Origin of the sequence: Paraburkholderia sp. IW21, assembly GCF_041321145.1 — a bacterium.
Lineage (GTDB): Bacteria > Pseudomonadota > Gammaproteobacteria > Burkholderiales > Burkholderiaceae > Paraburkholderia.
On sequence record NZ_JBGGWA010000002.1, the window covers coordinates 469,594 to 496,073 of the forward strand.

The window sequence follows — 26,480 nt, forward strand, 5'->3', positions numbered from 1 at the left end:
CCACCTGTTCGCTAATGCGCGGGCCATCCGCCTTCGCCGCTTTCACCGCATGAGCTGCCACGACACAATGCGTGCGTCGCGGTGCGTGCGCGGCAAAGACGGCCCGCTGTGCTGCGTGAGCCGGCTGACGGGCGTCAGCCGGCGCGTGCCACGTGACTCGCGTGGCTTACTTCTGCTTTACTTCCGCTTTACTTCTGGTAACCGGCCTGCTTCACCGCGCGATCCGCGGTGGCCTGACCGGCTGCCAGCGCCTGATCGACCGTCATCTGCCCGGCCACCGCGCCGGAGATGCTCTGACCGACCACCGTGCCGAACGACTGGAACTCAGGAATCCCGACGAACTGCACACCGGTGTACGGCACCGGCTTGAGCGTCGGATGATCCGGGTCCGCCGTTTCGATTGCCTTCAGCACGAAGTCGCCGAACGGTGCAGCCTGCTTGTACTCGGAGCGTGCGTAGGTGGATTGACGCGTTCCCGGCGGCACCGAGGCCCAGCCTTCATCCTTCGCAACCAGTTCGATGTACTGCTTCGACGTGGCCCACGCGATGAATTTCTTCGCCGCGTCCGCCTGCTTCGACGACTTCGGGATCGCCAGCGCCCAAGCCCACAGCCAGTGCGAACCCTTCGGCGTGACGGCAATCGGTGCCGGGGCGAAACCGACCTTGTCTGCAATCTGTGACTGCTGCTTGTTGTAGAGCATGCCGGCCGCGACCGTGGCGTCGATCCACATCGCGCACTTGCCCGACGACATCAGCGTGAGATTTTCGTTGAAGCCGTTCGAACTGGCTCCCGGAGGGCCGTCTTTCTTCAGCAGGTCGACGTAGAAGGTGATGGCCTTTTTCCATTCGGGCGAGGTGAGCTGCGCATGCCACTTCTCGTCGAACCAGCGGCCGCCGAAGGTGTTCACCACCGTCGTCGCGTACGCCATGTTTTCGCCCCAGCCCGCCTTGCCGCGCAGGCAGATGCCGTACATGCCGTTGGCTTTGTCGGTGAGCTTGTCGGCGAACTGCGCGATCTGGTCGTAGGTGGGCTGATCGGGCATCTTCAGACCCTTCGCCGCGAACAGATCCTTGCGGTAATACGTCATCGAGCTTTCGACGTAGAACGGCAGCGCGTACAACTGGCCGCCGCTCGAGAGGCCGTCGCGGGCCGTCTTCACCACGTCGTTCAGATCGTAATCGGCGGGCAGATTGGTGATCGGCGTGAGCCAGCCGCGCTTGCCCCACTGCGGCGTTTCGTACGCACCGATCGTCATCACGTCGAACTGGCCGCTGCCGGTCGTGATGTCGGTGGTGGCGCGCTGACGCAGCACGTTTTCTTCGAGAATCACCCAGTTCAGCTTGATGTCCGGATTCGCCTGCTCGAAAGCGGGCGAGAGCTTCTTCAGCTCGATCATGTCCGGATTGTTCAACGTCGCGATCGTCACCGTGGCCGCCTGAGCGTTCAACGCAAAGCATGCGACAGCGCCGGCACTAACCGCTTTCAGCGCGGATTTGAGGGCTGGTTTCATGTGTTGTCTCCTTTCTCGTACGTTATGTGGTGCTGCGTTTGTTCTACGAAATGACGCCGGATGACGCGGGTGCGGCTGATCCGCTCAACTCATCCAGTTGCCGCCGTCGACGTTCAGGGTTTGCGCGGTGATGTAATCGGCATCCGCCGACGCGAGAAACAGGGCGGCGCCGGTCAGATCGTCCGGCACACCCATGCGGCCGAGCGGCACCGCTTCACCGACCAGGCGCTTCTTTTCGCCGAGCGGCCGGTTTTCATAGCGGGCGAAGAGCGCGTCGACGTCGTTCCACATCGGCGTATCGACGACGCCCGGCGCGATGCCGTTCACGTTGATCTTGTGCGGCGCGAGTGCCAAAGCTGCGGATTGCGTATAGCTCAGCACAGCAGCCTTGGTCGCGCAGTAGTGCGACACCAGCGCCTCGCCGCGCCGTCCGGCTTGCGACGACATATTGATGATCTTGCCGCCGCGGCCCTGCTCGACCATCTTCCGCGCAACGGTTTGCATCAGGAAGAACATGCCCTTCACATTGACCGCGAAGAGACGGTCGAACACGTCCCAGGATTCATCGAGGATCGGGCGCATATCGAAGAGCGCCGCGTTGTTGAACAGGATATCGACCCGGCCGAAGCGCTCCAGCGTGCCGGCGAGGATGCGTTCGATATCGTCGCGGCGTGTGACGTCGGCGCTGACGGTCAGCACGCGATCGCCGTAAGCGGCGCGCAGCAAGCCGCCGAAACTGTCCGCCGGTTTCACGTCGACCAGCACGCAACGCGCGCCTTCGTCCAGATATCGCCGAGCCACGGCTTCACCGATTCCGCTTGCCGCGCCCGTCAGAATGGCCACCTTGTCTTGCAATCGTGCCGCCACTGCCTGTCTCCGGTTCGTATCGCTTTTTGAGGCGCAGTGAGCGAACGCTCATTGCGCGAACAATTGCTCGGTTAGTGATCGAATGATCGGATACGCACCGGGTCATGTCAAGGCGCGCGACCAGATTTCGATGGTGCAGCGCGGCAGGACCCCGGGGCGCTCTTTCCCTGTTCCAATCGACCCCAATCCGCGAAACCGAGGACCGCTCATCCGCTTTATGCGCAAGTCGCTGACAAAAAAATTGAGATACGTTATATCATTTCGATCTCATTTCGCTTCGAAGCCCTTCTGCGCGCGCACGGCTTCGCGCATCGGACGGAATCGAAGAACGCGTTCGTTGACGGTTGCGAAGCCGGCGGCCCGCACGGCAGCCAGTTTCTGATGTGCGATGGGTGCAGCGCGGTCCGCGCCGTGCCGGCGCGTCGGCCGGCATGAACGCGAAAGCGCGCCATTCCTAACGTTGGTGGTTCATTCAACTCTCTCGCAGCAGGAATCAACGATGAAGAAAATCGACTCGATGTTGAACGGGGCGCGCCGCGCGCTGAGGCTGTCGAAGTTCGTGGCCGTGGGCGCCGCTATGTTTGCGCTCGGCCATGGCGCGTTTGCCGCGGAGGCGAAGATCCCGGTGGTCGCGGCGGAAAACTTCTATGGCGACGTGGTGCAGCAACTGGGCGGCGAGCACGTCGACGTGACGAGCATCCTCAGCAATCCGGATCAGGACCCGCATCTGTTCGAAGCCAGCCCGAAGACGGCGCGTGCGTTGCAGCATGCGAGTCTTGTGGTCTACAACGGCGCCGACTACGATCCCTGGATGGCCAAACTGCTGGGCGCCTCGAAGAGCGCGAAGCGCACCACGATCGTCGCCGCTGATCTCGTCGGCAAGAAGAGCGGCGATAATCCGCACCTCTGGTACGACCCGGCAACCATGCCGAAATTGGCCAGCGCGGTGAGCGCGGCACTCGTCGCGGCTGACCCGGCGCACAAGTCCGCGTACGATGCGAACCTCGCGAAGTTTCTCGATTCGCTGAAACCGGTCGATGCCAAAATCGCCGAACTGCATGGCCGCTATGCCGGCGTGCCGGTAACGGCAACCGAGCCGGTGTTCGGCTACATGTCGGACGCGGTGGGCCTCTCGATGCGCAATCTGCGCTTCCAGCTGGCGACGATGAACGACACCGAAGCAAGCGCGGCCGATATCGCCGCGTTCGAACGCGATCTGCGCGAAAAGCGCGTACGCGTTCTGATCTATAACAGCCAGGCAACCGAGGCCCTGACCAAACGCATGTTGAAGCTCGCGCAGCAATCGAAGGTGCCGACCATGAGCGTCACCGAAACCGAACCGGCCGGCAAGACCTATCAGACGTGGATGCTGACGCAGCTCGATGCGCTGGGCACGGCGCTGGCTGCAGGCGATGCGAGCGGAGCGAATGCAGCGGCGGCAACCAGCGCCAAAGGAAAACCCCAATGAACGTGACTGGCCGCAGCACGCCAGCTGAGGTACGAACCGGCGCACGCACCAACGCGCCCGTGCTCGAACTCGAGCACGTGACGCTCGAACTCGGCGGCCGCTCGATTCTGCGCGACACCGGGTTCGTGGTGAACCAGGGCGAATTCATCGGCGTGCTCGGGCCGAACGGTGCGGGCAAAACAACGCTGATGCGCGCCGTGCTCGGTCTCGTGCCGGCCGCGAGCGGCGCGATCCGCGTGCTGGGGCAGCCGGTCGAGCGCGGCAATGCGTCAATCGGCTATATGCCGCAGACGCGCAGTGCGCTGGCGGGGCGCCGCGTGCGTGGCCGTGATTTCGTCGCGATGGCCGCCGACGGACACCGCTGGGGCCTGCCCCATGCGGACAGCAAGACCCGGGCGGATGTCGAGCGGGTGCTGGATCTGGTAGGCGGCCGCACGCTCGCAGAACGGCCGTTGTCGGAACTGTCCGGCGGCGAGCGTCAGCGGCTGCTGCTTGCGCAATGCCTGCTCGGCAATCCGAAACTGCTGCTGCTCGACGAACCGCTGATCAGCCTCGATCCGCATCATCAGAAGAGCGTCGTGGAACTGGTGCGGCGCGTGCAGCAGGAACTCGGCATCGCCGTGCTGTTTTCGGCGCATGAATTGAATCCGCTTCTGAACTCGCTCGATCGCGTGCTGTATCTCGGCAGCGGCGTGGCCGCGCTCGGCACCGTCGATGAAGTCATTACGAGGCCGGTGCTGTCGCGCCTCTATGGCTCGCCGATCGACGTGATGCGCGTGAACGGCCGCATCTTTGTGATGTCGGGCGACGTCGAAGTCGAAAAACACGATCACGAGCACGAACACGACGAGAACGGCGGCGCCAGTCACGCGCACTCGCACGGGCATTCGCACGACCACGGCGGCACGCACAGTCACTCACATCAGCACGACTCACGCGACGGACACACGCACGATGTTTGAATACGATTTCATGGTGAACGCGTTCGCGGCGTCGGGGATCGTCGCGGTGCTGGCCGGGATAGTGGGATATTTTCTGGTGATGCGCGGACAGACCTTCGCGGGCCACGCGTTGTCGCATGTCGGCTTCACGGGCGCGACTGGCGCGGTCCTGATCGGCATCTCGCCGATCTGGGGGATGATCGGCTTCACACTTGCGGCGGGCGTCGGCATGGGCGCGCTCGGCGAGCGCCTCGCCGGCCGCGACGTGGCGATCGGCGTGATCCTCTCGCTGTCGCTCGGCTTCGGCTTGCTGTTCCTGCACTTCTTCACGGCGTACGCGACGCAGGTCACCGCCCTGCTGTTCGGCAACGTGCTCGGCGTGAATGCATCGACGCTCGGCGTGCTGGCGGCGTTGGGCGTCGTCAGTTTGCTGGCGCTTGCGGCGATCATGCGGCCGTTGCTGTTTGCTTCGTTGCAGCCGGAGTTGGCCGAAGCCAAGGGCGTGTCGCTGCGCCTGGTGTCGGTGCTGTTTCTGGCGATTGCCGCGCTGGCTGTGGCGGCGTGTACGCAGATTGTCGGCGTGCTGCTGGTGTTCACACTGATGGTCGGCCCGGCCGCCGCAGCGCAAAACGTGACGACGCGGCTTTCAACCGGTCTCGTGCTCGCGGCCGTGTTCGCGCTGGTGCAGGCGTGGCTAGGTCTGACGCTGGCCTTCTATACCGATTGGCCGACGAGCTTCTGGATCACCGTGCTGTCGGCAGTGGTGTATGGCGGGAGTTTGTTGGGGCGGCGTTGAGCGGCCGGATCCGCTTGGGCGAGGTTGCCGGCCTTGGCGGCGTCATCGGCATTGAGCGGCTTCGGAAACTTTAGTCCGCCTTCGGCCAGAGACGACGATGGCGGCGGCACACCTGCATACCGCCGCCATCGTCCTGCAAGACTTCAACCGAGTAGCACCTTCGCGTGATGCGCGAGATGATCCTCGATGAAAGTCGAGATGAAGTAATACCCGTGGTCGTAGCCGGCGTGACGGCGCAGCGTCAGCGGTTGTCCCGCGGCCTTGCAAGCAGCTTCGAACACATCCGGGTTCAACTGCTCGCCGAGGAACTGATCCGCCAGCCCCTGATCGATCAGAATGCCTTCCGCGAAGTGGTGCGACGCGTGCGCGACCAGCTCGCTCGAGTCGTACTGCTTCCACGTTTCACGGTCTTCACCCAGATAGCCGCTGAACGCCTTCACGCCCCACGGGCACTGTGAAGGCGCGGCAATCGGCGCGAACGCCGACACCGACCGATAGATCTCCGGATTGCGCAGCGCCAGCATCAACGCGCCATGACCACCCATCGAATGCCCGAAGATGCCGAGACGCGCGCCGTCCACCGGCAGATTCGCGAGTACCGTTTCGCGCAATTCATCGCGCACGTACGCGTACATCCGATAGTGCTTCGCCCACGGCTGCCGGGTCGCGTCGATGTAAAAGCCCGCACCCACGCCGAAGTCCCACGCCGCGCTTTCGCCCGGCACGCCGGCACCGCGCGGACTGGTGTCCGGCGCGACCAAAGCAATGCCATGCCGCGCAGCAAAGCGCTGCGCCCCGGCCTTGATCGGGAAGGTTTCTTCCGTGCAGGTCAGGCCGGCGAGGTAGAACAGCGCGGGCACGTTCGCATTGGCCTGCAAGGCCTGCGGCGGCAGATAGACCGAGAAGCGCATCGACAGACCGATGGTCTGCGAGTCGTGCCGGTAGATACGTTGCTCGCCGCCATGGCAGGCATGCGACGACAAGAGTTCAAGCATCGCCCCGCTCCTTTTTCAGTGCCCAGTGCCGCGTTAGTACAGCACGACGGAGCGGATCGACTCGCCCTTCTTCATCAGATCGAAGCCTTCGTTGATGCGTTCGAGCGGCAGGCGGTGCGTGATCAGATCGTCGATATTGATCTTGCCTTCCATGTACCAGTCGACGATCTTCGGCACATCGGTACGGCCGCGCGCGCCGCCGAACGCCGAGCCCTTCCACTCGCGGCCCGTCACCAGCTGGAACGGACGCGTGCTGATTTCTTCGCCCGCCGCCGCCACGCCGATGATGAACGACTGGCCCCAGCCCTTGTGCGTGCACTCCAGCGCCTGACGCATCACCTTCGTATTGCCGATGCATTCGAACGAATAGTCGGCGCCGCCATCGGTGAGTTGCACGATGTGATCGACCACGTTCTCGACTTCGTTCGGGTTGATGAAGTGCGTCATGCCGAATTTCTTCGCCAGTTCCACGCGGCCCGGGTTGATATCGACGCCAATGATCTTGTCCGCGCCGACCATCTTCGCGCCTTGAATCACGTTCAGGCCGATGCCGCCGAGACCGAACACGACCACGTTCGCGCCCGCCTCGACCTTCGCCGAATACACGACGGCGCCGACGCCCGTCGTCACGCCGCAGCCGATGTAGCAGATCTTGTCGAACGGTGCGTCCTCACGCACCTTCGCGACGGCAATTTCCGGCACGACGATGTAGTTCGAAAACGTGGACGTGCCCATGTAGTGAAAGAGGGGCTTGCCGTCCAGAGAGAAACGCGAGGTGGCGTCGGGCATGAGACCCTTGCCTTGCGTCGAACGGATCGCCTGGCACAGGTTGGTCTTGCGCGACAGACAGAATTTGCACTGGCGGCATTCCGGCGTGTAGAGCGGAATGACGTGGTCGCCCTTCTTCAACGTGCCGACGCCAGGACCGACGTCGACGATCACGCCGGCACCTTCGTGACCGAGAATCGCCGGGAAGATGCCTTCCGGATCGGCGCCGGACAGCGTGTAGTAGTCGGTGTGGCAGATGCCCGTCGCCTTCACTTCGATCAGCACTTCACCGGCGCGCGGACCTTCCAGATCCACCTCTTCGATCGTCAAGGGGGCGCCGGCTTTCCATGCGATTGCTGCTTTGGTCTTCATCGTGAATGCTCCTGTGAGTCTGTGAATGCCTGGCGCGTCGCGTGAGAGAGGTCGCGTCGCGCAATATTCCGGTTCGGCCGTGGCACCTCGTTCGCACGTGACGCTACGGGCGGCGGTTGCTGCGGGCGGACGGCATGGCGTGCCGACTTATAAGTTAACGTGCGAAAGCCGTCATGGTATTGCAAAGTGCGTCGCGACATTGTCTGTACCTGACATTGCTGCCGTCACCGAAGCGGGACGTCGCCGAACCATGTTTCGACGCGGCCATACAGATCGAGAAAGCGCGCGTAACGTTCGGCGAGCGCCGCATCGCCTTGCGGACCGGCAACCCGCGTCGCGCCAGGCGCAAGCGCGGCGAGATCGCTCGCGTGCCAATGCCCGCTCGCCAACCCGCCGAGGATTGCAGCGCCACGCGGCGCGGCGTTCGGACAATCGACCGCGTAGAGCTCGACGTTCAGCGCGTCGGCGAGCAACTGCCGCCAGCGCGCATCGACTGAGCCGCCGCCCGCGAGCTTCAACGTCGTCACCGTCGCGCCGCTTGCGCGAATCGCGTCGAGCCCGGCCCGCAGCGAGAACGCGACGCCTTCGAATGCGGCACGCATCATCGTGCCGCGCGTGTGATCGAGCGCGAGGCCGAGCCAGCCGCCACGCGCGGCCGGGTTGAGCCATGGGGTGCGCTCGCCGGTGAGGTAGGGCAAGAAGGTCAAACCCGCTGCGGCGCTTACGGTAACGCCTGTTGCATCAACAAAGGCACCGCCGGATACGTTGCCGGAGAGACCGCCGGATGCATTGCCGATCGCTACGCTCGACGCATTGCCGGACGCACCGCCCGATACGTTGCCGGGGGCACCGCCGGATGCATTGCCGGACGCATCGCCGGATGCATTGCCGGATGCACCGCCGGATGCATTGCCGGACGCACCGCCGGATACACAAGCGGACGCGTCGCCGAAGGCATCACGATAAGCATCCGCCCATTCATACGAAAGCCAGCCGCGCACGCGTTCGAGCGCGACGCCGACGTTTTGCATCGCCGCCATCCGATACCAGTGATCGCTCGCCGCTCGATAGCGATGCAAGCCCTTTATCGCTTGCGGTGCATGCTCCGCGAGCACCACGATTTGTCCACCGGTGCCGGTGGTCAGCAACGCGTCGCCATCGCGCGAGAGACCGCTGCCGAGTGCCGCGCAGGGCGTGTCGGCGGCGCCGGTCGCGAGGACGATGCCGGCGCGCAGACCCAGTTCCTGCGCGGCTTTCTGCGACAAAATACCCCCCGCTGCATAGGACGGCGCGAGCGGCGCAAACCATTCATGCGGCAGCCCGAGCCGCTCAAGCAGCGCCTGATCCCACACGCCGGCGGGGTCGGCGAGCGCGGTCGCGCAGGCGTCGGACGGGTCGGTTGCAATCGCGCCACCCAGTGCGACGCGCAGCCAATCCTTCGGCTGCAGCGCCCAACGTGTCTTGCGCGCGGATTGCGGTTCGTTCTGCACGATCCAGCGCAGCAAAGGACCGGCCATGCCGGGTGCAACGGGATTCGGCTGCGGCTCGGGCCACTGATCGAGCAAGGCCAAAGCACGCGTGTCGGGCCAGAGCATCGCGGGACGCACGGCTTCGCCCTCGGCGTCGATCAGCACGACACCGTGCATCTGTCCGGAGAAGCCGATCGCCTGTACGTCGCGGCGCAAACCGGCAGGCAACCGCGCCGCCGCTTCGCCTAGCGCACGCCACCAGGTTTGCACCGAGATTTCCGCCCATCCCGGATGCGGCGTTTCGAGCGCGTAAGCGACACTGGCCGCTGCCTGCTCGCGGCCGTTTTCGTCAACGATTGCGACTTTGAGGGAGCCGGTGCCGAGGTCGATACCAAGAAAACTCATGGGCGATAGGACTTCAAATTAGGCATGGGGATGAGCGCGCGAAGGGTGCCTGCCATGATGCATTTTCCGTGACCGCTGCATGGCTTTGGACGCACGCCCGAATGCACGCCGAAAAACGAAATCGCGGGTTAACCCGGCCACGACGCGGGCCGCCTGAAAACAGTACTATGCGGCGAGCGAGATACACCTCATTGATTCTCACACATATCTCATTGAATCGTGCGCGCGCGGTACGCGGCCGCGCATCGCCACTGGACGGGGCTGACCGCCGATTTGTGCGGCGCACGCATTTCTTTTGGCTTTCAAACCGGCCTCACCCATATCGTCACCGGGAATGCCGGAATAGGCCCCAGTGGTCTTGTTGCACTTTTTCGTTCCGCATACCTTGGAGCCATCCCAAAACGAGATGGTGGAGAGAGACAAAATGCAATCGAACACGGTTCACCCGTGCGACGAGCGGCTGCCCGCGGGCCAGTTGCTGACGCTCGGCATTCAGCACGTTTTGGTGATGTACGCAGGCGCAGTTGCGGTGCCGCTCATCGTCGGCGCCGCGCTGAAATTGCCGAAAGACCAGATCGCGTTCCTGATCAGCGCCGATCTGTTTTCCTGCGGCATCGCCACGCTGATTCAGACGCTCGGTCTGTGGATCTTCGGCATCCGTCTGCCGGTCATCATGGGCTGCACGTTCGCGGCGGTCGGTCCGATGGTCGCGATCGGCACCAATCCTTCGCTCGGCATTCTCGATATCTTCGGCTCGACGATCGCGGCCGGCGTCATCGGCATCCTTCTCGCGCCGGCGGTCGGCAAGCTGCTGCGCTTTTTCCCGCCGGTGGTGATCGGCGTGGTGATCTCGGTGATCGGTCTCTCGCTGATGGAAGTGGGCATCAACTGGGCGGCCGGCGGCGTGGGCAATCCTGATTACGGCAACCCGATCTATCTGGGGCTGTCGCTGATCGTGCTGATGCTGATTCTGCTCATCAACAAGTTCGCCAAGGGCTTCATTGCCAATATCTCGGTGCTGCTCGGCATCGTCGCGGGCTTTGTGATCGCGCTGGCACTCGGCCGCGTCAACATGGAAGGCGTCACGCACGCGCCGTGGGTCGGCTTCGTGATGCCGTTCCACTTCGGCCTGCCGCATTTCGACCCGCTCGCGATCGCGACGATGGTCACTGTGATGTTCGTCACCTTCATCGAATCGACCGGCATGTTCCTCGCGGTCGGCGACATGGTCGATCGTCCTGTCGATCAGAAGACGCTGGTGCGCGGTCTGCGCGTCGACGGTCTGGGCACGTTGATCGGCGGCATCTTCAACTCGTTTCCGCATACCTCGTTCTCGCAGAACGTCGGCCTGATCGGCGTGACGGGCGTGAAGAGCCGCTTCGTCTGCGCGATGGGCGGCGTGATTCTGGTGCTGCTGGGCCTGTTCCCGAAGATGGCGCAAGTGGTCGCGTCGGTACCGGCGTTCGTGCTCGGCGGTGCGGGGATCGTGATGTTCGGCATGGTGGCGGCGAACGGCATCAAGGTGCTGGCCAAGGTCGACTTTGTGAAGAACCACCACAACCTGTTCATCGTCGCGGTGAGTATCGGCATGGGCCTGGTGCCGGTGGTGTCGCCGCATTTTTTCTCGAAGCTGCCGCCGGCGCTGTCGCCGCTGTTGCATAGCGGAATCTTGCTGGCGTCGGTGTCGGCGGTCGTGCTGAACCTGATCTTCAACGGTGTGAAGAGCGAGAAGAAAGCGCAGTGCGAAATTCGCAAGGCCGGACATGATTTCGACAGACGCGGCGGCAATGAACCGCAACGCGATGAGATGCTGCGTGCGGCGGATCTGCACTGAGCATCGGCAACCAGCGCCGTGCGACTGAAATCGCCCGAGCGCTGAGTCGAGTTGAGTTGAGCATTAACAAAAACGCCACGGCATTGCCGTGGCGTTTTTTTATTACCGGCTGCGCCGGACGGCTTTCCTGACAAAACCGAAAGCCGCCCCAAGCGCCCGCTGTTACGAGACTACAGACTTATTAACCTGCGGTCGCTGCCGAAGCCGCCACCGGCGCACTCGCCGCACCGTAATCGACCGGTGCGTCGGCCGGACGCGGCTCTTCGCCGTCCCGCTCGATCCAGCCGCCGCCGAGCGCCTGGTACAACGTGACCAGGTTCTGCAGACGCTGCATGCGCGCGGTAATCAACGACTGCTGCGACGAATACAGATCGGTCTGCGCGGTCAGCACCGACAGATAACTGTCGACGCCGTTCGTATAACGCAGATTCGACAGATCCAGCCGACGCTGTTCGGCAAACGTGTTGCGCTCCAGCGCCTGGATCTGCTGATCGTACGTGCCGCGTGCCGCGAGGCCGTCCGCCACTTCGCGGAAGGCTGTCTGGATCGCCTTTTCATACGTGGCGATCTGAACCTTCTTCTGGATGTTGGCGAGATCGAGGTTGGCGATGTTCTGGCCGCCTTCGAAGATCGGCAACGTGATCGACGGCGCAAAGCTCCATGCCGCCGAACCCGCCTTGAACAAGCCACCGAGCGACGGGCTCAGCGTGCCGAAGCTGCCTGTCAGCGAAACCTTAGGGAAGAACGCCGCGCGTGCAGCACCGATATTCGCGTTGGCCGCCAGCAGATTCTCTTCGGCCTCCATGATGTCCGGACGACGCGTGAGCAGATCGGACGGCAGACCGGCCGGAATATCCGTGAGGAGATTCTGGTCGCTCAACGACAAGCCAGGCGGGAGATCGTCGGGCAACGGTTCGCCGAGCAACAGCACCAGCGCGTTTTCAGCCTGAGCCCGCAGACGCGCCTGCGCCTGCAGATTCGCACTAGCCGTCTCGACCACGGTTTGCGATTGCCGCAGATCGAGTTCCGAACCCGTGCCGTTATCGAATTGCAGCTTGGCGATCCGATACGACTCCTGCGACGTCTTCAGCGTGTTCTGCGTCACCCTCAACAGATCGTCGAGTTCGAGCACCGTGAGGTACTGATCCGCGACTTGCGACACCAGCGAGATTTCCGCCGCCTTGCGCGCCTGGGCAGTGGCCAGGTACTGCGCCAATGCCTGGTCCTTCAGGCTTTGAATGCGCCCGAAAAAGTCGATTTCCCACGAGGCGTTCAGGCCGACCGAATAGGTGTTGGAAATCGTCTGGCCAGTGAATGTCAGATCCTTCGGCGTGCGCGATTTACTTTGCGACGCCGCGGCGTCGAGCGTCGGGAACAGACCCGCACGAACGATCCGGAACTGTGCCTGCGATGCCTGCATATTCAGCACCGACACGCGCAGATCGCGGTTGTTCTTCAGCGCGACCTCGATCAACCGCTGCATGCGTGGATCGACGAAGAAGTCACGCCAGCCGATATCGGCCGCAGCCTGGCCGCCGGCGCTGCGCGCCGCGGCCGACTTGCCCGTTTGCCCCGTGCCCGGCTGGGTCGCGCCGGGCTGCGTTTCGTACACGCCGCCGGTCGGGAAGGTGCCCGTCACGGGTGCGGCGGGACGCTCGTACTTCGGCGCCATCGTGCAACCCGCGGCGAACAACGCAACCGCCACTGCAATCAAAGAGTGTTTTTGCATCTCAATGTCCGTCCTTGCCCGAGCCCTCACCAGCCGAGCCGCCACCTTGGCCGTCATGCGGATGGTGCTGGTTGTAGTGTGCGAGTGCCTCATCCGGGTCTTCCGTCTCGCCGCCGAACTTCGCGCGGATCACGACGAAGAACATCGGGATCATGAAAATCGCGAGGAAGGTCGCCGTCAACATTCCGCCGATCACGCCGGTACCGATCGCGTGCTGGCTGGCCGAACCCGCGCCGTTACTGATCGCGAGCGGCATCACACCGAGAATGAACGCGAGCGAGGTCATCAGAATCGGACGCAACCGCAGACGCGCTGCTTCCAGCGCGGCCTCGATCGGCCCCATCCCTTCGCCTTGCTGCAGTTCGCGGGCGAATTCCACGATCAGAATCGCGTTCTTCGCGGACAGCCCCACCGTGGTCAACAGACCCACCTGGAAGAACACGTCGTTCTCGAGCCCGCGCAGCGTAGCGGCCAGCAACGCGCCGATCACGCCGAGCGGCACCACCATGATCACCGAGAACGGGATCGACCAGCTTTCATACAGCGCCGCGAGACACAGGAACACGACCAGGATCGAGATGCCGTACAGAATCGGCGCCTGCGAACCGGACTGGCGTTCCTGCAACGACAAGCCCGTCCATTCGTAGCCGATACCGGCCGGCAGCTTCGCCACCAGTGCTTCCATCGCCGTCATTGCCTGACCGGTCGACTTGCCCGCCGCTGCCGCACCCTGGATTTCCACCGCCGAGATACCGTTGTAGCGCTCGAGCTTCGGCGAACCGTAGCCCCATGAGCCGCTTGCGAACGCGGAGAACGGCACCATGCCGCCAGCCGTATTGCGCACGTACCAGGCGTTCAGGTCTTCCGGAGTCATCCGGAACGGTGCGTCGCCTTGCAGATACACCTTCTTGATCCGGCCGTCGGTATCGAGGAAGTTGTTCACGTATTGCGACGCCCATGCGATCGAGAACGTCTGGTCGATCGCCGACAACGACACGCCGAGCGCCGAAGCCTTCTCGTGGTCGATGGCCACCTTGAACTGCGGCGTATCGTTCAGGCCGTTCGGACGCACCTGAGCCAGCGTCGGATCTTTCGCCGCCATGCCCAGCAGCATATTGCGTGCTTCCATCAGCTTTTCGTGGCCGACACCCGCGCGATCCTGCAGTTCGAAGTCGAAGCCCGCAGCCGTGCCGAGCTCAGGAATCGACGGCGGATTCACCGGATACACCAGCGCGTTCTTGTAGCTCGAGAAATGCATGAAGAGACGGCCAACCAGCGCCTGTACCTTCTGGTTCGCATGCTGACGCTCCGCGTAATCCCTCATGCGCACGAACACGAGACCCGCGTTCTGGCCGCGACCGGCGAAGCTGAAACCGTTCACCGTGAAGGTCGATTCGACAATGCCCTTCTCGCTGTTGAGCAGGTAGTCGGAAACGTCCTTCAGCGCGCGCGCCGTGGTTTCCTGGGTCGAGCCCGAGGGCGTCTGCACCAGCACGAACATCGTGCCCTGGTCTTCGTCGGGCAGGAACGACTTCGGCAACTTCACGAACAGCAGACCGACCGCGAGGATCACCACCATGTAGATGATCAGCCAACGGCCCGAGCGCTTGATCACGTGGTGCACGCCGCTGTGATATTTGTCGCGGCTCTTGTCGAACGTGCGGTTGAACCAGCCGAAGAAGCCCTTCTTCTCTTCGTGATGGCCTTGCGGAATCGGTTTGAGAATCGTCGCGCACAGCGCCGGCGTGAGAATCAACGCGACCAGCACCGACAGCACCATCGCCGCCACGATCGTCAGCGAGAACTGCCGGTAAATGGCGCCGACCGACCCGCCCGAAAACGCCACCGGCACGAACACCGCCGACAGCACGAGCGCCACGCCGACCAGCGCGCCGGTAATCTGGTCCATCGCCTTGCGGGTTGCATCTCGAGGCGATAACCCCTCCTCCGCCATCACCCGCTCGACGTTTTCCACCACCACGATCGCATCGTCCACCAGCAAGCCGATCGCCAGCACGAGCCCGAACATGGACAGCGTATTGATCGAGAAGCCCACCAGACCCATGATCGCGAACGTGCCCAACAGCACCACCGGCACGGCGATCGTCGGGATCAGCGTGGCGCGCAGGTTCTGGAGGAACAGGTACATGACCAGGAACACCAGCACGATACCTTCGAGCAGCGTCTTGACCACTTCTTCGATCGACAGGCGCACGAACGGCGTGGTGTCGTAAGGGTACTTCACGACGAGGCCGTGCGGGAAGTACTTAGACAGCTCGTTGATCTTAGCGCGCACGGCCTTGGCGGTTGCCAGCGCGTTCGCGCCTGTGGCCAGCTGAATCCCGAAGCCCGCGGTCGGCTGACCGTTGTACTTGGTGTCGAAGTTGTAGTTCTCGCCGCCGAGCTCGACGCGTGCCACGTCCTTGATCCGGACCCGCGAACCGTCCGGATTCACCTTAAGCAGCACGTTGCCGAACTGTTCAGGCGTGTTCAGCAGCGTGGCTTCCGTGATGGTCGCCTGCAGCACCTGGCCCGGCACCGACGGCGTGCCGCCGAGCGAACCGCCCGCGACCTGCACGTTCTGCGCCTGCAAGGCCGCTTGCACGTCCACCGGCGTGAGGCCGAAGTTGGTCAGTTTGTTCGCGTCCAGCCAGATCCGCATTGCGTACTGCGAGCCGAACAGCGTCACCGTACCCACACCGTCGAGTCGGCTGATCGGATCCTGAATGTTCGACGCGACGTAGTTCGCCAGGTCGTACTTGTTCATGCTGCCGTCTTCGGACACGAACGCCATCACCAGCAGGAAGCTGCTGCTCGACTTCGTGACCTTGGTGCCCAACTGCTGCACGGCTTGCGGCAACAGCGGCGTGGCAAGCTGCAGCTTGTTCTGCACCTGCACCTGCGCAATGTCAGGATTGGTGCCGGCCGCGAACGTCAGCGTGATGGTTGCCGTACCCGAGTCGTCCGAGGTGGACGACAGATACAGCAAGTGGTCGAGACCACTCATCTGCTGCTCGATCACCTGCGTAACGGTGTTTTCCACCGTCTTCGCCGATGCGCCCGGGTACGTTGCGCTGATCTGCACGGCCGGCGGCGCGATGGTCGGATATTGCGCGATCGGCAACGTAAAGACCGACGCGATACCCGCGAGCATCAGAATAATGGCGATCACCCATGCAAAAATCGGGCGATCAATAAAGAACTTTGCCATGAGGCGGGCTCCCTGTTATTACGCGCCCGATGCAGCAGAGGCAGGTTGAGCCGTCTGCACAGCACCGCTGGCGGCCGGCCCACCCTGAGCAGATGCGCCGGAAGCAGGTGTGGCGGGAAGTTGCGCGGCAACGGCCTTGACCTGCTGGCCCGGGTGCGCCTTGTCGGTGCCCTGAACGATCACGCGGTCGCCTGCCTTCAGACCGCTTTCGACCACCCAGTTAGAACCGTACGTACCCGACGTGACGAGCTGGCGCAACGCGACCTTGTTGTCCGGACCGACAACCAGCGCGGTCGGTTGACCCTTCTGGTCGTGCGTGATGCCGACTTGCGGCACGACGAGCGCATTTTCGTTGACGCCTTCTTCGATCTTGGCGCGCACGAACATGCCCGGCAGCAGCACCTTGTCCGTGTTCTTGAAGATCGCGCGAAGCGTGACCGAGCCGGTGCTCTGGTCGACCGTAACGTCGGTGAACTGCAGCTTGCCCTTTTCCGAATAGGTGTGGCCGTCTTCAAGAATCAGCGAGACCTTGGCGGCATCCGGGCCGGTTGTCTTCAGGCGCCCTTCCTGCACTTCGCGGCGCAACTTCAGACCGTCGAGACTCGATTGCGTCAGGTCCACGTAGACCGGGTCGAGTTGCTGGACCGTGGCCATCAGCGTGGCGGCGCTTGCCTGCACATACGCGCCCGGCGTGACTTGCGACACGCCGATCTGGCCGGTCACCGGCGAGGTGACGTCGGTGTAGCCGAGGTTGATCTGCGCCGTATCGACCGCCGCCCTGCCCGCGGCGACGTCAGCCGCGGCCTGGCCTTGCGAGGCCACCGCGTTGTCGTAGTCCTGCTTGCTGACCGCATTGGCGGCAACCAGCACCTTGTAGCGGTTGGCTTGCGCGGTGGTCGACGCGAGGTTGGCCTGCGCCTTCGCCAGCGTGGCCTTCGCGTTGTTCAAGGTCGCGATGTAGGGCGCCGGATCGATCTTGTACAGACGCTGCCCGGCCTTGACCTGGCCGCCTTCGGTGAATTCGCGGCGCAGCACGATGCCGTCGACCCGTGCGCGCACTTGCGCGACGAGGAAGGCACTGGTGCGGCCGGGCAACTCGGTGACGACGGGCACAGCCGTCGGCTGGACGGTGACGACGCCGACTTCGGGCGTTTGTGGCGGCGGGGCAGATTGTTTTGGTCCGCACGCTGCCAGCAATACGGCAGCCGTCGCGGCACTGATTAAGCGGAATGGAACCCGTTCGACGCGCATGGAGCGACCTCTGTCAAAGACTGAGAATGAAAAAGTGCGCGCATCCCTACCCCGGGGACGACAGCGCACACATGCGTCTTACGACGCTTGACCGGAAGCCCGCGGAAGCAAACAAAACCTGCAGGGCATCCTGATGCGAAATGCGCCATACCGGGGAAATGCCGCACGGCGCCGCCCATCCGGACACGGCGCAAGAGCGTTTTGAAAGGCAACAGTGACGGATATTAACCGGTCGTCACAGCTTGGGCTATCCGATCGTAGGGTGCTATTATATATACATCCACGAATGCATGTAAAAGTGCGTTTGCATCTCTTGCAGGCAGGGGGCCCGCAGGATCGGTTCAAAAATTGCTTACCCGTAGACAGATTGTCACTGGGCGTACTTAACAACGTCCGGGAAAACCCCACGATCAGCCCAGGTCACACCCATATGGTCAGAAGAACCAAAGAAGAGGCGCAGGAGACGCGCAACAGCATTCTCGACGCAGCCGAACGGGTTTTCTTCGAGAAAGGCGTATCGCGCACGTCGCTCGCCGACATCGCGCAAGCCGCCGGCGTCACGCGCGGCGCAATCTATTGGCATTTCGCCCACAAAGGCGACTTGTTTACCGAAATGTTCGACCGCGTGCTGCTGCCGCTGGACGAACTCAAAGCCGCCTCGCAAGACCCCAACGAACCCGATCCGTTGGGACGCCTGATGGAAATCTGCACGGTCTGCCTGCGCGACACCGCCAACGACCCGCGCCGCCGGCGGGTGTTCGACATCCTGTTTCTGAAGTGCGAGTTCGTCGAGGAAATGGGCCCGGTGATGGTCCGCTACCAGACCAATATGCGCGAAGGGCTCGCCAAGATCGAGGGCGGGCTGCGCAACGCGATCTCCAAAGGCCAGATGCCGGCCGATCTCGATACGAAGATGGCGGCGTCGATGGTGCATGCTTTCGTCAGCGGTGGCTTGCGCGACATGCTGTTTCTGCCGGATGCAACCGATTTCGGCAAGCACGCCGAGCGGATGGTCGAAGGGATGTTCGATGCGCTACGGCTAAGTCCGGCATTGCGCCAGAGGAATGGCGCCCAGCTATCCAATCAGTCAGCTACCTAGTTAGATAGGGCAGCCACAACAAGGCGGGCGGGTGTGCATACGCGCAATCGCCCGCCGTCGCTCATGCAGTGCCGACTTTTACTGCTGCCCGTTGCCCTTGCCTGTTGCAGCAACTTTATGCAGCCGCCCGGCTGGCCCGCGCCCGCTGGTTCGACGCATAGATACTGCCGCGTTCGAGCGGTACCCCGCCCTGCACCGCCGCCACCCACTCGTCCGTGCTCGCCACGGCCGCGAAGCGCGACTGCAGGACCACGCTGAATACCCGATGAATGTCCTGTGCGCTGGCAAAACCCGCGCTGTTCTCGTAGGGCACCGAGCCCGTCGCGTCGTGCAGGAATTCGACGGTGAGACCGAGGTGGACTGCGTGATTGATCGTCGATGCGTCACAGTTGTGGGTCATGTAGCCGACCACCGTCAAGGTGTCGATCTGCTGCGCGGCGAGCCAGTCGGCCAGATCGGTCCCGGCGAACGCGCTCGGTAGCGACTTTTCCATATAGTGATCATGGGCGCGCGAGCCCACCACCTGATGCAACGCCGCTCCCACGCTGCCGCGCGCGAACAGCGGCGAGGTGGCCGGCGCGAAATTCTGCACGACTGCCACCGGCACACCAGCGGCACGGGCCGTATCCATCGCACGGCCAATGTTCGCGAGCGACGTTTGCACGTCCGGATATTCAATCGGCAGATTGCCGGTGACGTATTCGTTCTGCACATCGATGACGATCAGCGCGCGGCGTGGTGAGGTCATGGCAACTCTCCTGTCAGTTAAGCGCTTAGGGCGCGCGCTGCGCGGCATTGGCCTTGAAGCAGGCAGCGGCGATGACTGCATTGTTGGCCTGCCGAAGTTTTCGCGATAGCGACCCGAATGACAAGATTCGCTAGAATTGGGCCATCGTTGGATCATCGTTGAATTTCACCGGGCGACTGCGAATGATGGCTACCCCCACTTCCTTTACCGCGGAGCGCGACGACGCGCCTCGCCACATCGTCGCGGTGGTCGCGTTCGACCGCATCAGCCCGTTCCATCTTTCGGTGCCGTGTGTGGTCTTCGGCGAGGACCGCACTGGCGGCGGCTTGCCCGATTTCGACTTTCGCGTCTGCGCCGCTGAAACAGGCGTGCTGACCACCACGGCCGGGTTCTCGATCGCCGTCACGCAGGGACTCGAAGCGCTTGCCGACGCGCACACCATCATCGTGCCGAGCTGGCGCGATCCGGACGAGCCGCCGCCGGTCGCGCTGCTCGACGCACTGCGCGCCGCCCTTGCACGCGGCGCCCAGCTGGTCGGGCTATGTCTGGGCGCGTTCGTGCTGGCCGCTGCCGGCATCCTCGACGACCGGCCGGCCTCCACTCATTGGGCGTGGGCGGACGACTTCGCGCGCCGTTACCCGCGCGTGCGGCTCGATCCCGACGTGCTCTATGTCGACGATGGCAACGTGGTGACCTCGGCCGGCACCGCCGCCGGCCTCGACTGCTGCCTGCATGTGCTGCGCAAGATGTGCGGCGCGCAGGCGGCGAACTATGTAGCGCGCCGGCTGGTGGTGCCCCCGCATCGGCAGGGTGGCCAGGCGCAATACATTCAGCAGCCGGTGCCGCCGAACCTACGCGGCGACCGCTTGTCGGGTCTGCTTGATTGGGTCAGCGGAAATCTGGATGCGCCGCATTCGCTCGACACGCTCGCCGAGCGCGCACTGATGAGCCGCCGCACCTTCACGCGACGCTTCCGGCTCACCACCGGCACGACCGTCGGCGCATGGCTGCTGGCCCAGCGACTCGCGCGGGCGCAGCAGTTGCTGGAAAGCACCGACGAATCAGTCGAAGCGATCGCGGGGATCGCGGGATTCGGCTCGACAGCGTCGCTGCGGCAACACTTCGCGGAAGCGTTCCGCACCTCACCGTCCGCATGGCGGCGGGAGTTTCGCGGCGTTTAAGCCGTCAATGCTCGCTAAGCCAGCGCGCCACATACAGCAGCAGCGCCACCAGAAAAATCATCGCCGCCCACGCCCAGTTCGGAACGGCGTGCGGACTGGGCTCGTGATGCGAGACGCCATGCGACACGCCATGGGCCGCACCATGCGACGCGCTCGCTGCACGCCCGGTCAGCGCATTGCCGTGATCCCCGCGCGTGCGCCGAGCCATGCCGCCGAGCGTGATCGGCCGCAGAAACACATGCTGACGACGCGCCGCCGAACCGCGTGCACGGTTCGGCCCCTCCCCATGCTTGGCGCGAACGACCGCGCCGAACTCGTCGAAAAAATCTTCAGCCAGCTGATGCAGCGCGTTTTCGAGCTGGCGCGTGGGAAGTTCGGCAAGCGGTCCCGACGACGTCGCCCAGATCGTGTAATCGATCCGCGTAGCCCGGTCCCTCCCGACGCCGTGCGCGCCGTCTTCCGAACGCAGCCGTATTTCGATCTGCCCACGCAGCGAGCCGATGCCCTCGGCTCGAGCCTTGAAGTTGATGGTACGGCGCTGCGCGTCCGCCGGTCCGGAATCCTGGCCCGCTACGTGGGCGCGTGCTTCGTAACGTGCACGCAACGGTCCGAGCGGCACCGTCAGGGTCAGCGCATATTCGCCGTGGCTAAGCCGCGTGAACGACTCGCAGTTGTCGAGGCTGGCACGCAACAAGGCGAGGTCCTGCAACGCGTCCCAAACGTCGGGCAGCGCAAGCGGAATCCGTAACGCGTCGTTCAATTCCATAGCGGCCTCCCCGATGAACGCGGCACTGCGGGATCAGGACGTCTGATCGATGCGGTCGACGCGCGATGCGTAAAACGCCAGATACCCTTTGATTCGTATTGCCGGCTCGAGCGGCGTCTCATAGGTCCACACGGCATTTTCGATCAAACCGTCTTCGGTGCGCAGATGGAAATAGGACGCCTCGCCTTTGAACGGGCAGTGCGAGGTATGCGTCGAGCGTTCCAGGCGCGCCATGTTCACGTCGCCGCGCGGGAAATAGAAGACATCCGGCAGACCGGTTTCCGTGAGCGTCAGCCCCGCCTGGGTGTCGGCCATCGTCACGCCGCCATGGATCACACGCACCCGGTGATTGTTGCCGGAAATCCCGATGGTGTGGCCGCCCGTGCTCGCGCCGGGGCTTCCGTGAGGTGTCAAGGCATCGCTCATGTCTCGGCTCCGTGATGGTGTGCGGTCGTACAAACAGGAAAGCCACGGGGATCCCCGTGGCTTCATTATCGGCCAAACTCCAGCCGATTGTGCGGCCTTCCTGCACGCCGCCAGGACGCCTGGCGCGGCGTCGTTCAGGAAAGCGATGCGCTTATTGCATATTCCAGTAGAAGGCGGCCTTGGCCGTGCCCTTGCCCGGAACCGTCACCGCCTTGACTTGGTCGCGATCCTTGTACTGCGCATGCACCGTATAGCGGCCCGGACGCAGTTTGACCAGCATGTACGGCCCACGCGACGTAGTGCTCAACACCTCGCCGTTGTGCGCATCGACCACCCGCACGTGAACGTCGGCGAGATAGTCGGACCCCGGGCCCGTGAAGCGCAGCGACAGCGGCCACTCGCTTTGCGCCGCCTGCAGTGCCTTCGATTCGTCGAGACCGACGCCGCCCGACACGAACGAGACGTCGCCCTGTTGCTGAATTTGCGGCAAACCGCCACCGTTGGCATTGCCCGCGCTGCTTTGGTCGGTGGTCGTGCCACCGGTTACTTCGCTCGCCTGCTGTGCATAAGCACCGCCCGCCAGACCGAGCGTGAGCGCCGCGCATACCGCGGCGGCTACGATCCTTCGCTGATTGCGTTGGGGTTTCATCGGTTCGCTCCTTATTAAGGTCCTTGTCGTCCGGTGTCCATCGATGGGTCCGGACTCAGGCAGATGCAACCTGCGTGCCAACCAGCAGATCGCGTCGTTTGGAAACCGCTGCCGCACCAAGCCGCGCGGCGCGGAGCGCCCTATTTCACGCTTTGAAACAGGTGAAAAAATGCCGGTCCGTCGGCAGTAAATGCAAGGACCGGCAAGCGTTACTTCAATTTCCAGGCGGATCGGCCAGCGTGTCAGTCCAGGTGCCGGTCAGGCGAACCGCCAACCGATCCGCCTATCCTCATCAACCGAGATCAACCGGCACGAAGATCTGCGCGTTGTCACGCTGGATCAGCAAGGCGATGCTGTTACCGGCGTCGGTGATCATCTGCTTCAACTGGTCGACGCTCGTGACCGGTCGGCCGTTGACTGCCAGAATCACGTCGCCCGGCTGGATGCCGGCGCTTTCAGCCGCGCCGCCCGATTGCTGCACCAGCAGCCCGTGCGACACTGACGCACTGCTCTTCTCTTCCGGGGTGAGTGGCCGCACTGCGACGCCGAGACGGCCTTGCATCTGGGCCGGATGATCGGCCTTGTCCGAGGCCACCTTGGCATCCGACAACGAGCCGATGGTCACCTTCAGATCCTTGGTGGCCTTGTCGCGCCATACCTGCATGGTGGCGGAGCTGCCCGGCGCCAGACCCGCAACCTGCGCAGGCAGATCCGACGAATCGCCGACGGGTTCGCCATTCAACGACAGAATCACGTCGCCCGGCTGCACACCAGCCTTGGCCGCCGGACCACCCGGATCGACCGAGCTGACGAGCGCGCCTTGCGGCTTTTGCATACCGAACGAATTGGCGAGCGTCTGGTTCATGCCCTGCACCGCCACGCCGAGACGTCCGCGGCTCACGTGGCCGGTCTTGAGGATGTCGTCCTTGACCTTGATCGCTTCATTGATCGGGATCGCGAACGAAAGGCCCTGGAAGCCGCCCGTGCGCGAATAGATCATCGAGTTGATGCCGATCACTTCGCCTTGGAGATTGAAGAGCGGGCCGCCCGAATTGCCCGGGTTCACCGGCACGTCGGTCTGGATGAACGGCGTGTAGTTTTCATTCGGGAGCGAGCGCGACTTCGCGCTGATGATGCCCGAGGTCACCGTGTTGTCAAAACCGTAGGGCGAGCCGATCGCGACCACCCACTGACCGACCTTGCTCTTGCGCGGATCGCCGATCTTCACGGTCGGCAGATTGCTCGCGTCGATCTTCAGCACGGCGACGTCGGACTGCTTGTCGGCGCCGACCACTTTCGCCTTGAATTCACGCTTGTCGGTCAGCTTCACGGTGACGACGTTCGCGCCGTCCACGACGTGAGCGTTGGTCAGGATATAGCCGTCGCTGCTGACGATGAAGCCCGAGCCCAGACTTGCGCTCGGCTGATCGGCCGCATCGCCGCCGTCGCCCCCTTGCATGCCCGGCACGCCACCGAAGAAGTGCTTGTAGAACTGATAGAACGGATCGCTCGGGTCGATCGGCAACTGGTTGCCGCCGTTGGCGCCATTACCTTCGCGGCCGCGCAAGGCCGTCTGCTTGACCACATGCTTCGCGCTGATGTTGACGACGGCCGGACCGTAGGTTTCGACCAGCCCCGAGAAATCGGGGATGCCGGTTTTGGCGGCGGCTTCGGCGGGCATCATCGCGGCTTGCGCCGGCGTGATCATCTGCGGCGCGGGCACGTCGCGATGACCCGCCACATAGCCGGCGGAGAGCGCCACGGCGACAGCCACTGCAACAGCGCTGCGGGACAAGGTTTTCGCGTTCATCGTGTACTCCTGACTGGGAGAAAAAGGCTTTGGAATGACTGGAAGCGTACGTGGCATCGCTTAAAAGAGTCTTAAGCAGCGTCAGATCGCTATAAGCCCATTTTTGAGGTTCTTTTAAGTCTGGTTTAAGCCTCTTTACGAACAGAAAGCCTCACCTTCAGAAGCGCAAGGTGACCTGCAAGCCGCCTGCCGGCGATTCGTCGAGCGTCACCGCCGCATGGTGTTGCGTGGCGATGCGGCGCACGATCGCGAGACCCAGCCCGCTGCCCGCGACGTCGGTGCGCGCACGGTTCGCACCGGCGCCGGCCCGGTAGAAGCGATCGAACACGCGGTCGCGTTCAGCCGGTTCGATGCCCGGTCCGCTGTCGGCGATCCGTACTACCGGATGCCCCTCCTCGACACGCAGACCGACATCGACGCGCCCGCCTCGCGGCGTGTACTTGGTTGCGTTATCAACGAGGTTGTTGAACATGACGCGCAACGCGTCGGCGTCGCCGATCACCGTGGCGGGTTCGCTCGCCTCGATGCCCAGGTCGACGCCGCGATTCTGCGCAAGCGGCGCGTAAGTCACCACGCAGTCTTGCAACAGCGCGCACAGATCGATCGCGTTGGCGGCAGCGAGGCCGTCCGGTTCTGAACGCGCGAGCGCCAGCAGTTGTTCGGCAAGACGCGTGGCGCGCGTGACGCCGGCTTGCAGATCGGCCAGCGCTTCGCTGCGCGCGGCGTCGTCCTTCGCGCGCGCCACCAGTTGCGATTGGATCTGCACGGCGGCGAGCGGCGTGCGCAGCTCGTGCGCGGCATCGGCGACAAAGGCTTTCTGAATGTCCAGCGCGGTGGCGAGCCGTTCGAGCAAGCCGTTCAACGCACGCACGAGCGGCTGCACTTCGAGCGGTAAACGCTGATCGGGCAAGGGATCGAGCGCCTCGGGGTGACGCGCGTCGAGCGCGCTGGTCACGCGCCGCAACGGCCGCAGTCCGCGCCCGACCACGACCCACACCGCCACGCCCAATAGCGGCAGCAGCACGATCAACGGCCACAGGGTCCGCAACGCGACATTGGCCGCGAGCCGGTTGCGCACCGAAAGCGGTTGCGCCAGTTGCACGACGTTATCGCCGACAATCGCGCCATACACGCGCCAGTCGCCGCGATCCGTGTGCTCGGTCGAAAAGCCGAGTTCGGCGCGCGGCGCGAGCGGCGCACGCGGACGCGAGTAGTACATCAATACGCCGTTGCGATTCCAGATCTGCAGCACGATGCCTTCGTCGCCCGTATCGCGCGAACCGAGCACTTGCGAGAACGGTTCCGACGGCAACGCCGCGGCGATCTGCTCCAGTTGGTAATCGAACAGTTCGTTGGCTTCGGCCAGCGCCTGCCGGTAGATCAGCCACCCGGCGATGCCGACGCCGAGCAACACCAGCGCCAGCAGCCAGAACAACAATTGACGGCGAATCGAACGCATCGGCTCAGGCGTCCTTGGCGATCATGTAGCCGAGACCGCGCACATTGCGGATCAGATCGGCGCCGAGCTTTTTGCGCAGCGCGTGAATGTAGACCTCGACGGTGTTGCTGCCGATTTCCTCGCCCCAGCCGTACATTTTTTCTTCCAGCTGGCTCTTGGAAAGCACCGCGCCCGGCCGTGCAAGCAGCGCTTCCAGCAAAGCGAATTCACGCGCGGACAACGCGACCGCTGTGCCGTCGAGCGTGACCTGGTGCGAAGCCGGATCGAGCGTCAGATTGCCATGGCGAATCGTCGAATCACTGCGTCCCGATTGGCGCCGGATCAGCGCGCGCATGCGGGCGCCGAGTTCGTCGAGATCGAAAGGTTTGACGAGGTAATCGTCGGCACCGGCGTCGAGGCCTTTGACGCGGTCGGCGACCGCATCGCGGGCGGTGACGATCAGCACCGGAATGGCCTGGCCTTTGGCGCGCAGCGTGCGCAGCACGTCGAGGCCGTCGCGTTTGGGCAGGCCGAGATCGAGCAGCACCAGATCGTAAGGTTGGCTGGCCGCCGCGCTGAGCGCCGCTTCGCCGTCTTCCACCCAGTCGACCGCGAAGCCTTCGCCGCGTAGCGCCTTGCGCACGCCTTCAGCGATCATCCGGTCGTCTTCGACTAGCAATATGCGCATGGTGGGTACGGTCCCGAAACATTTGATGATGCCGCATTCTAGCGCCCGGCACCGGCGT

The 26,480-nt window shown here is 63.7% G+C and carries 21 protein-coding genes; 6 read left to right on the forward strand and 15 right to left on the reverse strand.

Annotation, left to right across the window (positions count from 1 at the left end):
• Positions 1–188: 188 nt before the first annotated feature.
• Positions 189–1,511 carry a sugar ABC transporter substrate-binding protein gene (locus ACAX43_RS06020; protein ID WP_370707493.1) on the reverse strand — a complete coding sequence of 441 codons (1,323 nt, stop codon included), beginning with the start codon at positions 1,509–1,511 and terminating at the stop codon, positions 189–191.
• 84 nt (positions 1,512–1,595) lie between these two features.
• Positions 1,596–2,378, reverse strand: coding sequence for an L-iditol 2-dehydrogenase (locus ACAX43_RS06025; RefSeq protein ID WP_370707494.1), 783 nt, complete (start codon positions 2,376–2,378; stop codon positions 1,596–1,598).
• A 499-nt stretch (positions 2,379–2,877) separates the two neighbouring features.
• On the opposite strand from ACAX43_RS06025, the gene ACAX43_RS06030 reads away from it, so the two are divergent.
• The 3 genes from ACAX43_RS06030 to ACAX43_RS06040 are packed head-to-tail and all read left to right on the forward strand — an operon-like array spanning position 2,878 to position 5,583.
• Positions 2,878–3,846 carry a metal ABC transporter solute-binding protein gene (locus ACAX43_RS06030; protein WP_370707495.1) on the forward strand — a complete coding sequence of 323 codons (969 nt, stop codon included), beginning with the start codon at positions 2,878–2,880 and terminating at the stop codon, positions 3,844–3,846.
• Positions 3,843–4,808 carry an ABC transporter ATP-binding protein gene (locus ACAX43_RS06035; protein WP_370707496.1) on the forward strand — a complete coding sequence of 322 codons (966 nt, stop codon included), beginning with the start codon at positions 3,843–3,845 and terminating at the stop codon, positions 4,806–4,808. Before ACAX43_RS06030 ends, ACAX43_RS06035 begins: the two co-directional genes overlap by 4 nt.
• Positions 4,801–5,583, forward strand: coding sequence for a metal ABC transporter permease (locus ACAX43_RS06040; protein ID WP_370707497.1), 783 nt, complete (start codon positions 4,801–4,803; stop codon positions 5,581–5,583). The genes ACAX43_RS06035 and ACAX43_RS06040 overlap by 8 nt, the downstream gene beginning before the upstream one ends.
• Positions 5,584–5,726: 143 nt before the next feature.
• Here the strand turns inward: ACAX43_RS06040 and fghA are convergent, their stop codons facing one another.
• The 3 genes from fghA to ACAX43_RS06055 all read right to left on the reverse strand — a co-directional run bounded on the left by fghA (position 5,727) and on the right by ACAX43_RS06055 (position 9,592).
• Entirely contained in the window at positions 5,727–6,578 is an 852-nt protein-coding gene (gene fghA, locus ACAX43_RS06045) for an S-formylglutathione hydrolase (RefSeq protein WP_370707498.1), read from the reverse strand.
• A 33-nt stretch (positions 6,579–6,611) separates the two neighbouring features.
• Positions 6,612–7,718: an S-(hydroxymethyl)glutathione dehydrogenase/class III alcohol dehydrogenase gene (locus ACAX43_RS06050; RefSeq protein WP_074282323.1), complete on the reverse strand. Its 1,107-nt coding sequence runs from the start codon at positions 7,716–7,718 to the stop codon at positions 6,612–6,614.
• Between the two features lie 224 nt (positions 7,719–7,942).
• Positions 7,943–9,592, reverse strand: a complete 1,650-nt coding sequence (locus tag ACAX43_RS06055; RefSeq protein WP_370707499.1) for a xylulokinase — start codon at positions 9,590–9,592, stop codon at positions 7,943–7,945.
• Positions 9,593–10,016: 424 nt separating this feature from the next.
• On the opposite strand from ACAX43_RS06055, the gene ACAX43_RS06060 reads away from it, so the two are divergent.
• On the forward strand, positions 10,017–11,426 hold the full coding sequence (locus ACAX43_RS06060; RefSeq protein ID WP_370707500.1) for a nucleobase:cation symporter-2 family protein: 1,410 nt from the start codon (positions 10,017–10,019) through the stop codon (positions 11,424–11,426).
• Between the two features lie 181 nt (positions 11,427–11,607).
• Here ACAX43_RS06060 and ACAX43_RS06065 read toward each other — a convergent pair whose 3' ends face one another.
• The 3 genes from ACAX43_RS06065 to ACAX43_RS06075 are packed head-to-tail and all read right to left on the reverse strand — an operon-like array spanning position 11,608 to position 17,617.
• On the reverse strand, positions 11,608–13,155 hold the full coding sequence (locus ACAX43_RS06065) for an efflux transporter outer membrane subunit (RefSeq protein ID WP_370707501.1): 1,548 nt from the start codon (positions 13,153–13,155) through the stop codon (positions 11,608–11,610).
• Between the two features lies 1 nt (position 13,156).
• A complete protein-coding gene (locus tag ACAX43_RS06070; protein WP_370707502.1) occupies positions 13,157–16,366 on the reverse strand; it encodes an efflux RND transporter permease subunit in 3,210 nt (1,069 codons plus the stop codon).
• 18 nt (positions 16,367–16,384) lie between these two features.
• Positions 16,385–17,617: an efflux RND transporter periplasmic adaptor subunit gene (locus ACAX43_RS06075; protein ID WP_370707503.1), complete on the reverse strand. Its 1,233-nt coding sequence runs from the start codon at positions 17,615–17,617 to the stop codon at positions 16,385–16,387.
• Positions 17,618–18,047: 430 nt separating this feature from the next.
• Between ACAX43_RS06075 and ACAX43_RS06080 the strand changes: the two genes are divergently transcribed.
• On the forward strand, positions 18,048–18,716 hold the full coding sequence (locus ACAX43_RS06080) for a TetR family transcriptional regulator (RefSeq protein WP_370707738.1): 669 nt from the start codon (positions 18,048–18,050) through the stop codon (positions 18,714–18,716).
• A 115-nt stretch (positions 18,717–18,831) separates the two neighbouring features.
• Here the strand turns inward: ACAX43_RS06080 and ACAX43_RS06085 are convergent, their stop codons facing one another.
• Positions 18,832–19,464 (reverse strand): cysteine hydrolase family protein, encoded by a 633-nt coding sequence (locus ACAX43_RS06085; RefSeq protein WP_370707504.1) that lies wholly within the window; start codon positions 19,462–19,464, stop codon positions 18,832–18,834.
• A gap of 185 nt (positions 19,465–19,649) precedes the next feature.
• On the opposite strand from ACAX43_RS06085, the gene ACAX43_RS06090 reads away from it, so the two are divergent.
• Complete coding sequence (locus ACAX43_RS06090; protein WP_370707739.1) at positions 19,650–20,645, forward strand: helix-turn-helix domain-containing protein; 996 nt, start codon at positions 19,650–19,652, stop codon at positions 20,643–20,645.
• Between the two features lie 4 nt (positions 20,646–20,649).
• Here the strand turns inward: ACAX43_RS06090 and ACAX43_RS06095 are convergent, their stop codons facing one another.
• The 6 genes from ACAX43_RS06095 to ACAX43_RS06120 form a co-directional block, all read right to left on the reverse strand.
• Positions 20,650–21,411 (reverse strand): CoxG family protein, encoded by a 762-nt coding sequence (locus ACAX43_RS06095; protein ID WP_370707505.1) that lies wholly within the window; start codon positions 21,409–21,411, stop codon positions 20,650–20,652.
• A gap of 33 nt (positions 21,412–21,444) precedes the next feature.
• Positions 21,445–21,837, reverse strand: coding sequence for a DUF427 domain-containing protein (locus tag ACAX43_RS06100; RefSeq protein ID WP_370707506.1), 393 nt, complete (start codon positions 21,835–21,837; stop codon positions 21,445–21,447).
• A gap of 151 nt (positions 21,838–21,988) precedes the next feature.
• Positions 21,989–22,486 (reverse strand): carboxypeptidase regulatory-like domain-containing protein, encoded by a 498-nt coding sequence (locus ACAX43_RS06105; RefSeq protein WP_370707507.1) that lies wholly within the window; start codon positions 22,484–22,486, stop codon positions 21,989–21,991.
• 292 nt (positions 22,487–22,778) lie between these two features.
• On the reverse strand, positions 22,779–24,296 hold the full coding sequence (locus ACAX43_RS06110; protein WP_370707508.1) for a DegQ family serine endoprotease: 1,518 nt from the start codon (positions 24,294–24,296) through the stop codon (positions 22,779–22,781).
• Positions 24,297–24,453: 157 nt separating this feature from the next.
• Positions 24,454–25,755, reverse strand: coding sequence for an ATP-binding protein (locus ACAX43_RS06115; protein WP_370707509.1), 1,302 nt, complete (start codon positions 25,753–25,755; stop codon positions 24,454–24,456).
• A gap of 4 nt (positions 25,756–25,759) precedes the next feature.
• Complete coding sequence (locus ACAX43_RS06120; protein WP_370707510.1) at positions 25,760–26,422, reverse strand: response regulator; 663 nt, start codon at positions 26,420–26,422, stop codon at positions 25,760–25,762.
• Between the last annotated feature and the right edge of the window lie 58 nt (positions 26,423–26,480).

Excerpts from the sequence above, each read along its gene's own strand:
- ACAX43_RS06085 (WP_370707504.1), bottom strand. The coding sequence starts at position 19,464 with ATGACCTCACCACGCCGCGCGCTGATCGTCATCGATGTGCAGAACGAA.
- ACAX43_RS06030 (WP_370707495.1), top strand. The coding sequence starts at position 2,878 with ATGAAGAAAATCGACTCGATGTTGAACGGGGCGCGCCGCGCGCTGAGG.
- ACAX43_RS06115 (WP_370707509.1), bottom strand. The coding sequence starts at position 25,755 with ATGCGTTCGATTCGCCGTCAATTGTTGTTCTGGCTGCTGGCGCTGGTG.
- ACAX43_RS06100 (WP_370707506.1), bottom strand. The coding sequence starts at position 21,837 with ATGAGCGATGCCTTGACACCTCACGGAAGCCCCGGCGCGAGCACGGGC.
- ACAX43_RS06020 (WP_370707493.1), bottom strand. The coding sequence starts at position 1,511 with ATGAAACCAGCCCTCAAATCCGCGCTGAAAGCGGTTAGTGCCGGCGCT.
- ACAX43_RS06105 (WP_370707507.1), bottom strand. The coding sequence starts at position 22,486 with ATGAAACCCCAACGCAATCAGCGAAGGATCGTAGCCGCCGCGGTATGC.
- fghA (WP_370707498.1), bottom strand. The coding sequence starts at position 6,578 with ATGCTTGAACTCTTGTCGTCGCATGCCTGCCATGGCGGCGAGCAACGT.
- ACAX43_RS06090 (WP_370707739.1), top strand. The coding sequence starts at position 19,650 with ATGGCTACCCCCACTTCCTTTACCGCGGAGCGCGACGACGCGCCTCGC.
- ACAX43_RS06070 (WP_370707502.1), bottom strand. The coding sequence starts at position 16,366 with ATGGCAAAGTTCTTTATTGATCGCCCGATTTTTGCATGGGTGATCGCC.
- ACAX43_RS06120 (WP_370707510.1), bottom strand. The coding sequence starts at position 26,422 with ATGCGCATATTGCTAGTCGAAGACGACCGGATGATCGCTGAAGGCGTG.
- ACAX43_RS06075 (WP_370707503.1), bottom strand. The coding sequence starts at position 17,617 with ATGCGCGTCGAACGGGTTCCATTCCGCTTAATCAGTGCCGCGACGGCT.
- ACAX43_RS06060 (WP_370707500.1), top strand. The coding sequence starts at position 10,017 with ATGCAATCGAACACGGTTCACCCGTGCGACGAGCGGCTGCCCGCGGGC.
- ACAX43_RS06040 (WP_370707497.1), top strand. The coding sequence starts at position 4,801 with ATGTTTGAATACGATTTCATGGTGAACGCGTTCGCGGCGTCGGGGATC.
- ACAX43_RS06065 (WP_370707501.1), bottom strand. The coding sequence starts at position 13,155 with ATGCAAAAACACTCTTTGATTGCAGTGGCGGTTGCGTTGTTCGCCGCG.
- ACAX43_RS06050 (WP_074282323.1), bottom strand. The coding sequence starts at position 7,718 with ATGAAGACCAAAGCAGCAATCGCATGGAAAGCCGGCGCCCCCTTGACG.
- ACAX43_RS06080 (WP_370707738.1), top strand. The coding sequence starts at position 18,048 with ATGGTCAGAAGAACCAAAGAAGAGGCGCAGGAGACGCGCAACAGCATT.
- ACAX43_RS06035 (WP_370707496.1), top strand. The coding sequence starts at position 3,843 with ATGAACGTGACTGGCCGCAGCACGCCAGCTGAGGTACGAACCGGCGCA.
- ACAX43_RS06095 (WP_370707505.1), bottom strand. The coding sequence starts at position 21,411 with ATGGAATTGAACGACGCGTTACGGATTCCGCTTGCGCTGCCCGACGTT.
- ACAX43_RS06055 (WP_370707499.1), bottom strand. The coding sequence starts at position 9,592 with ATGAGTTTTCTTGGTATCGACCTCGGCACCGGCTCCCTCAAAGTCGCA.
- ACAX43_RS06110 (WP_370707508.1), bottom strand. The coding sequence starts at position 24,296 with ATGAACGCGAAAACCTTGTCCCGCAGCGCTGTTGCAGTGGCTGTCGCC.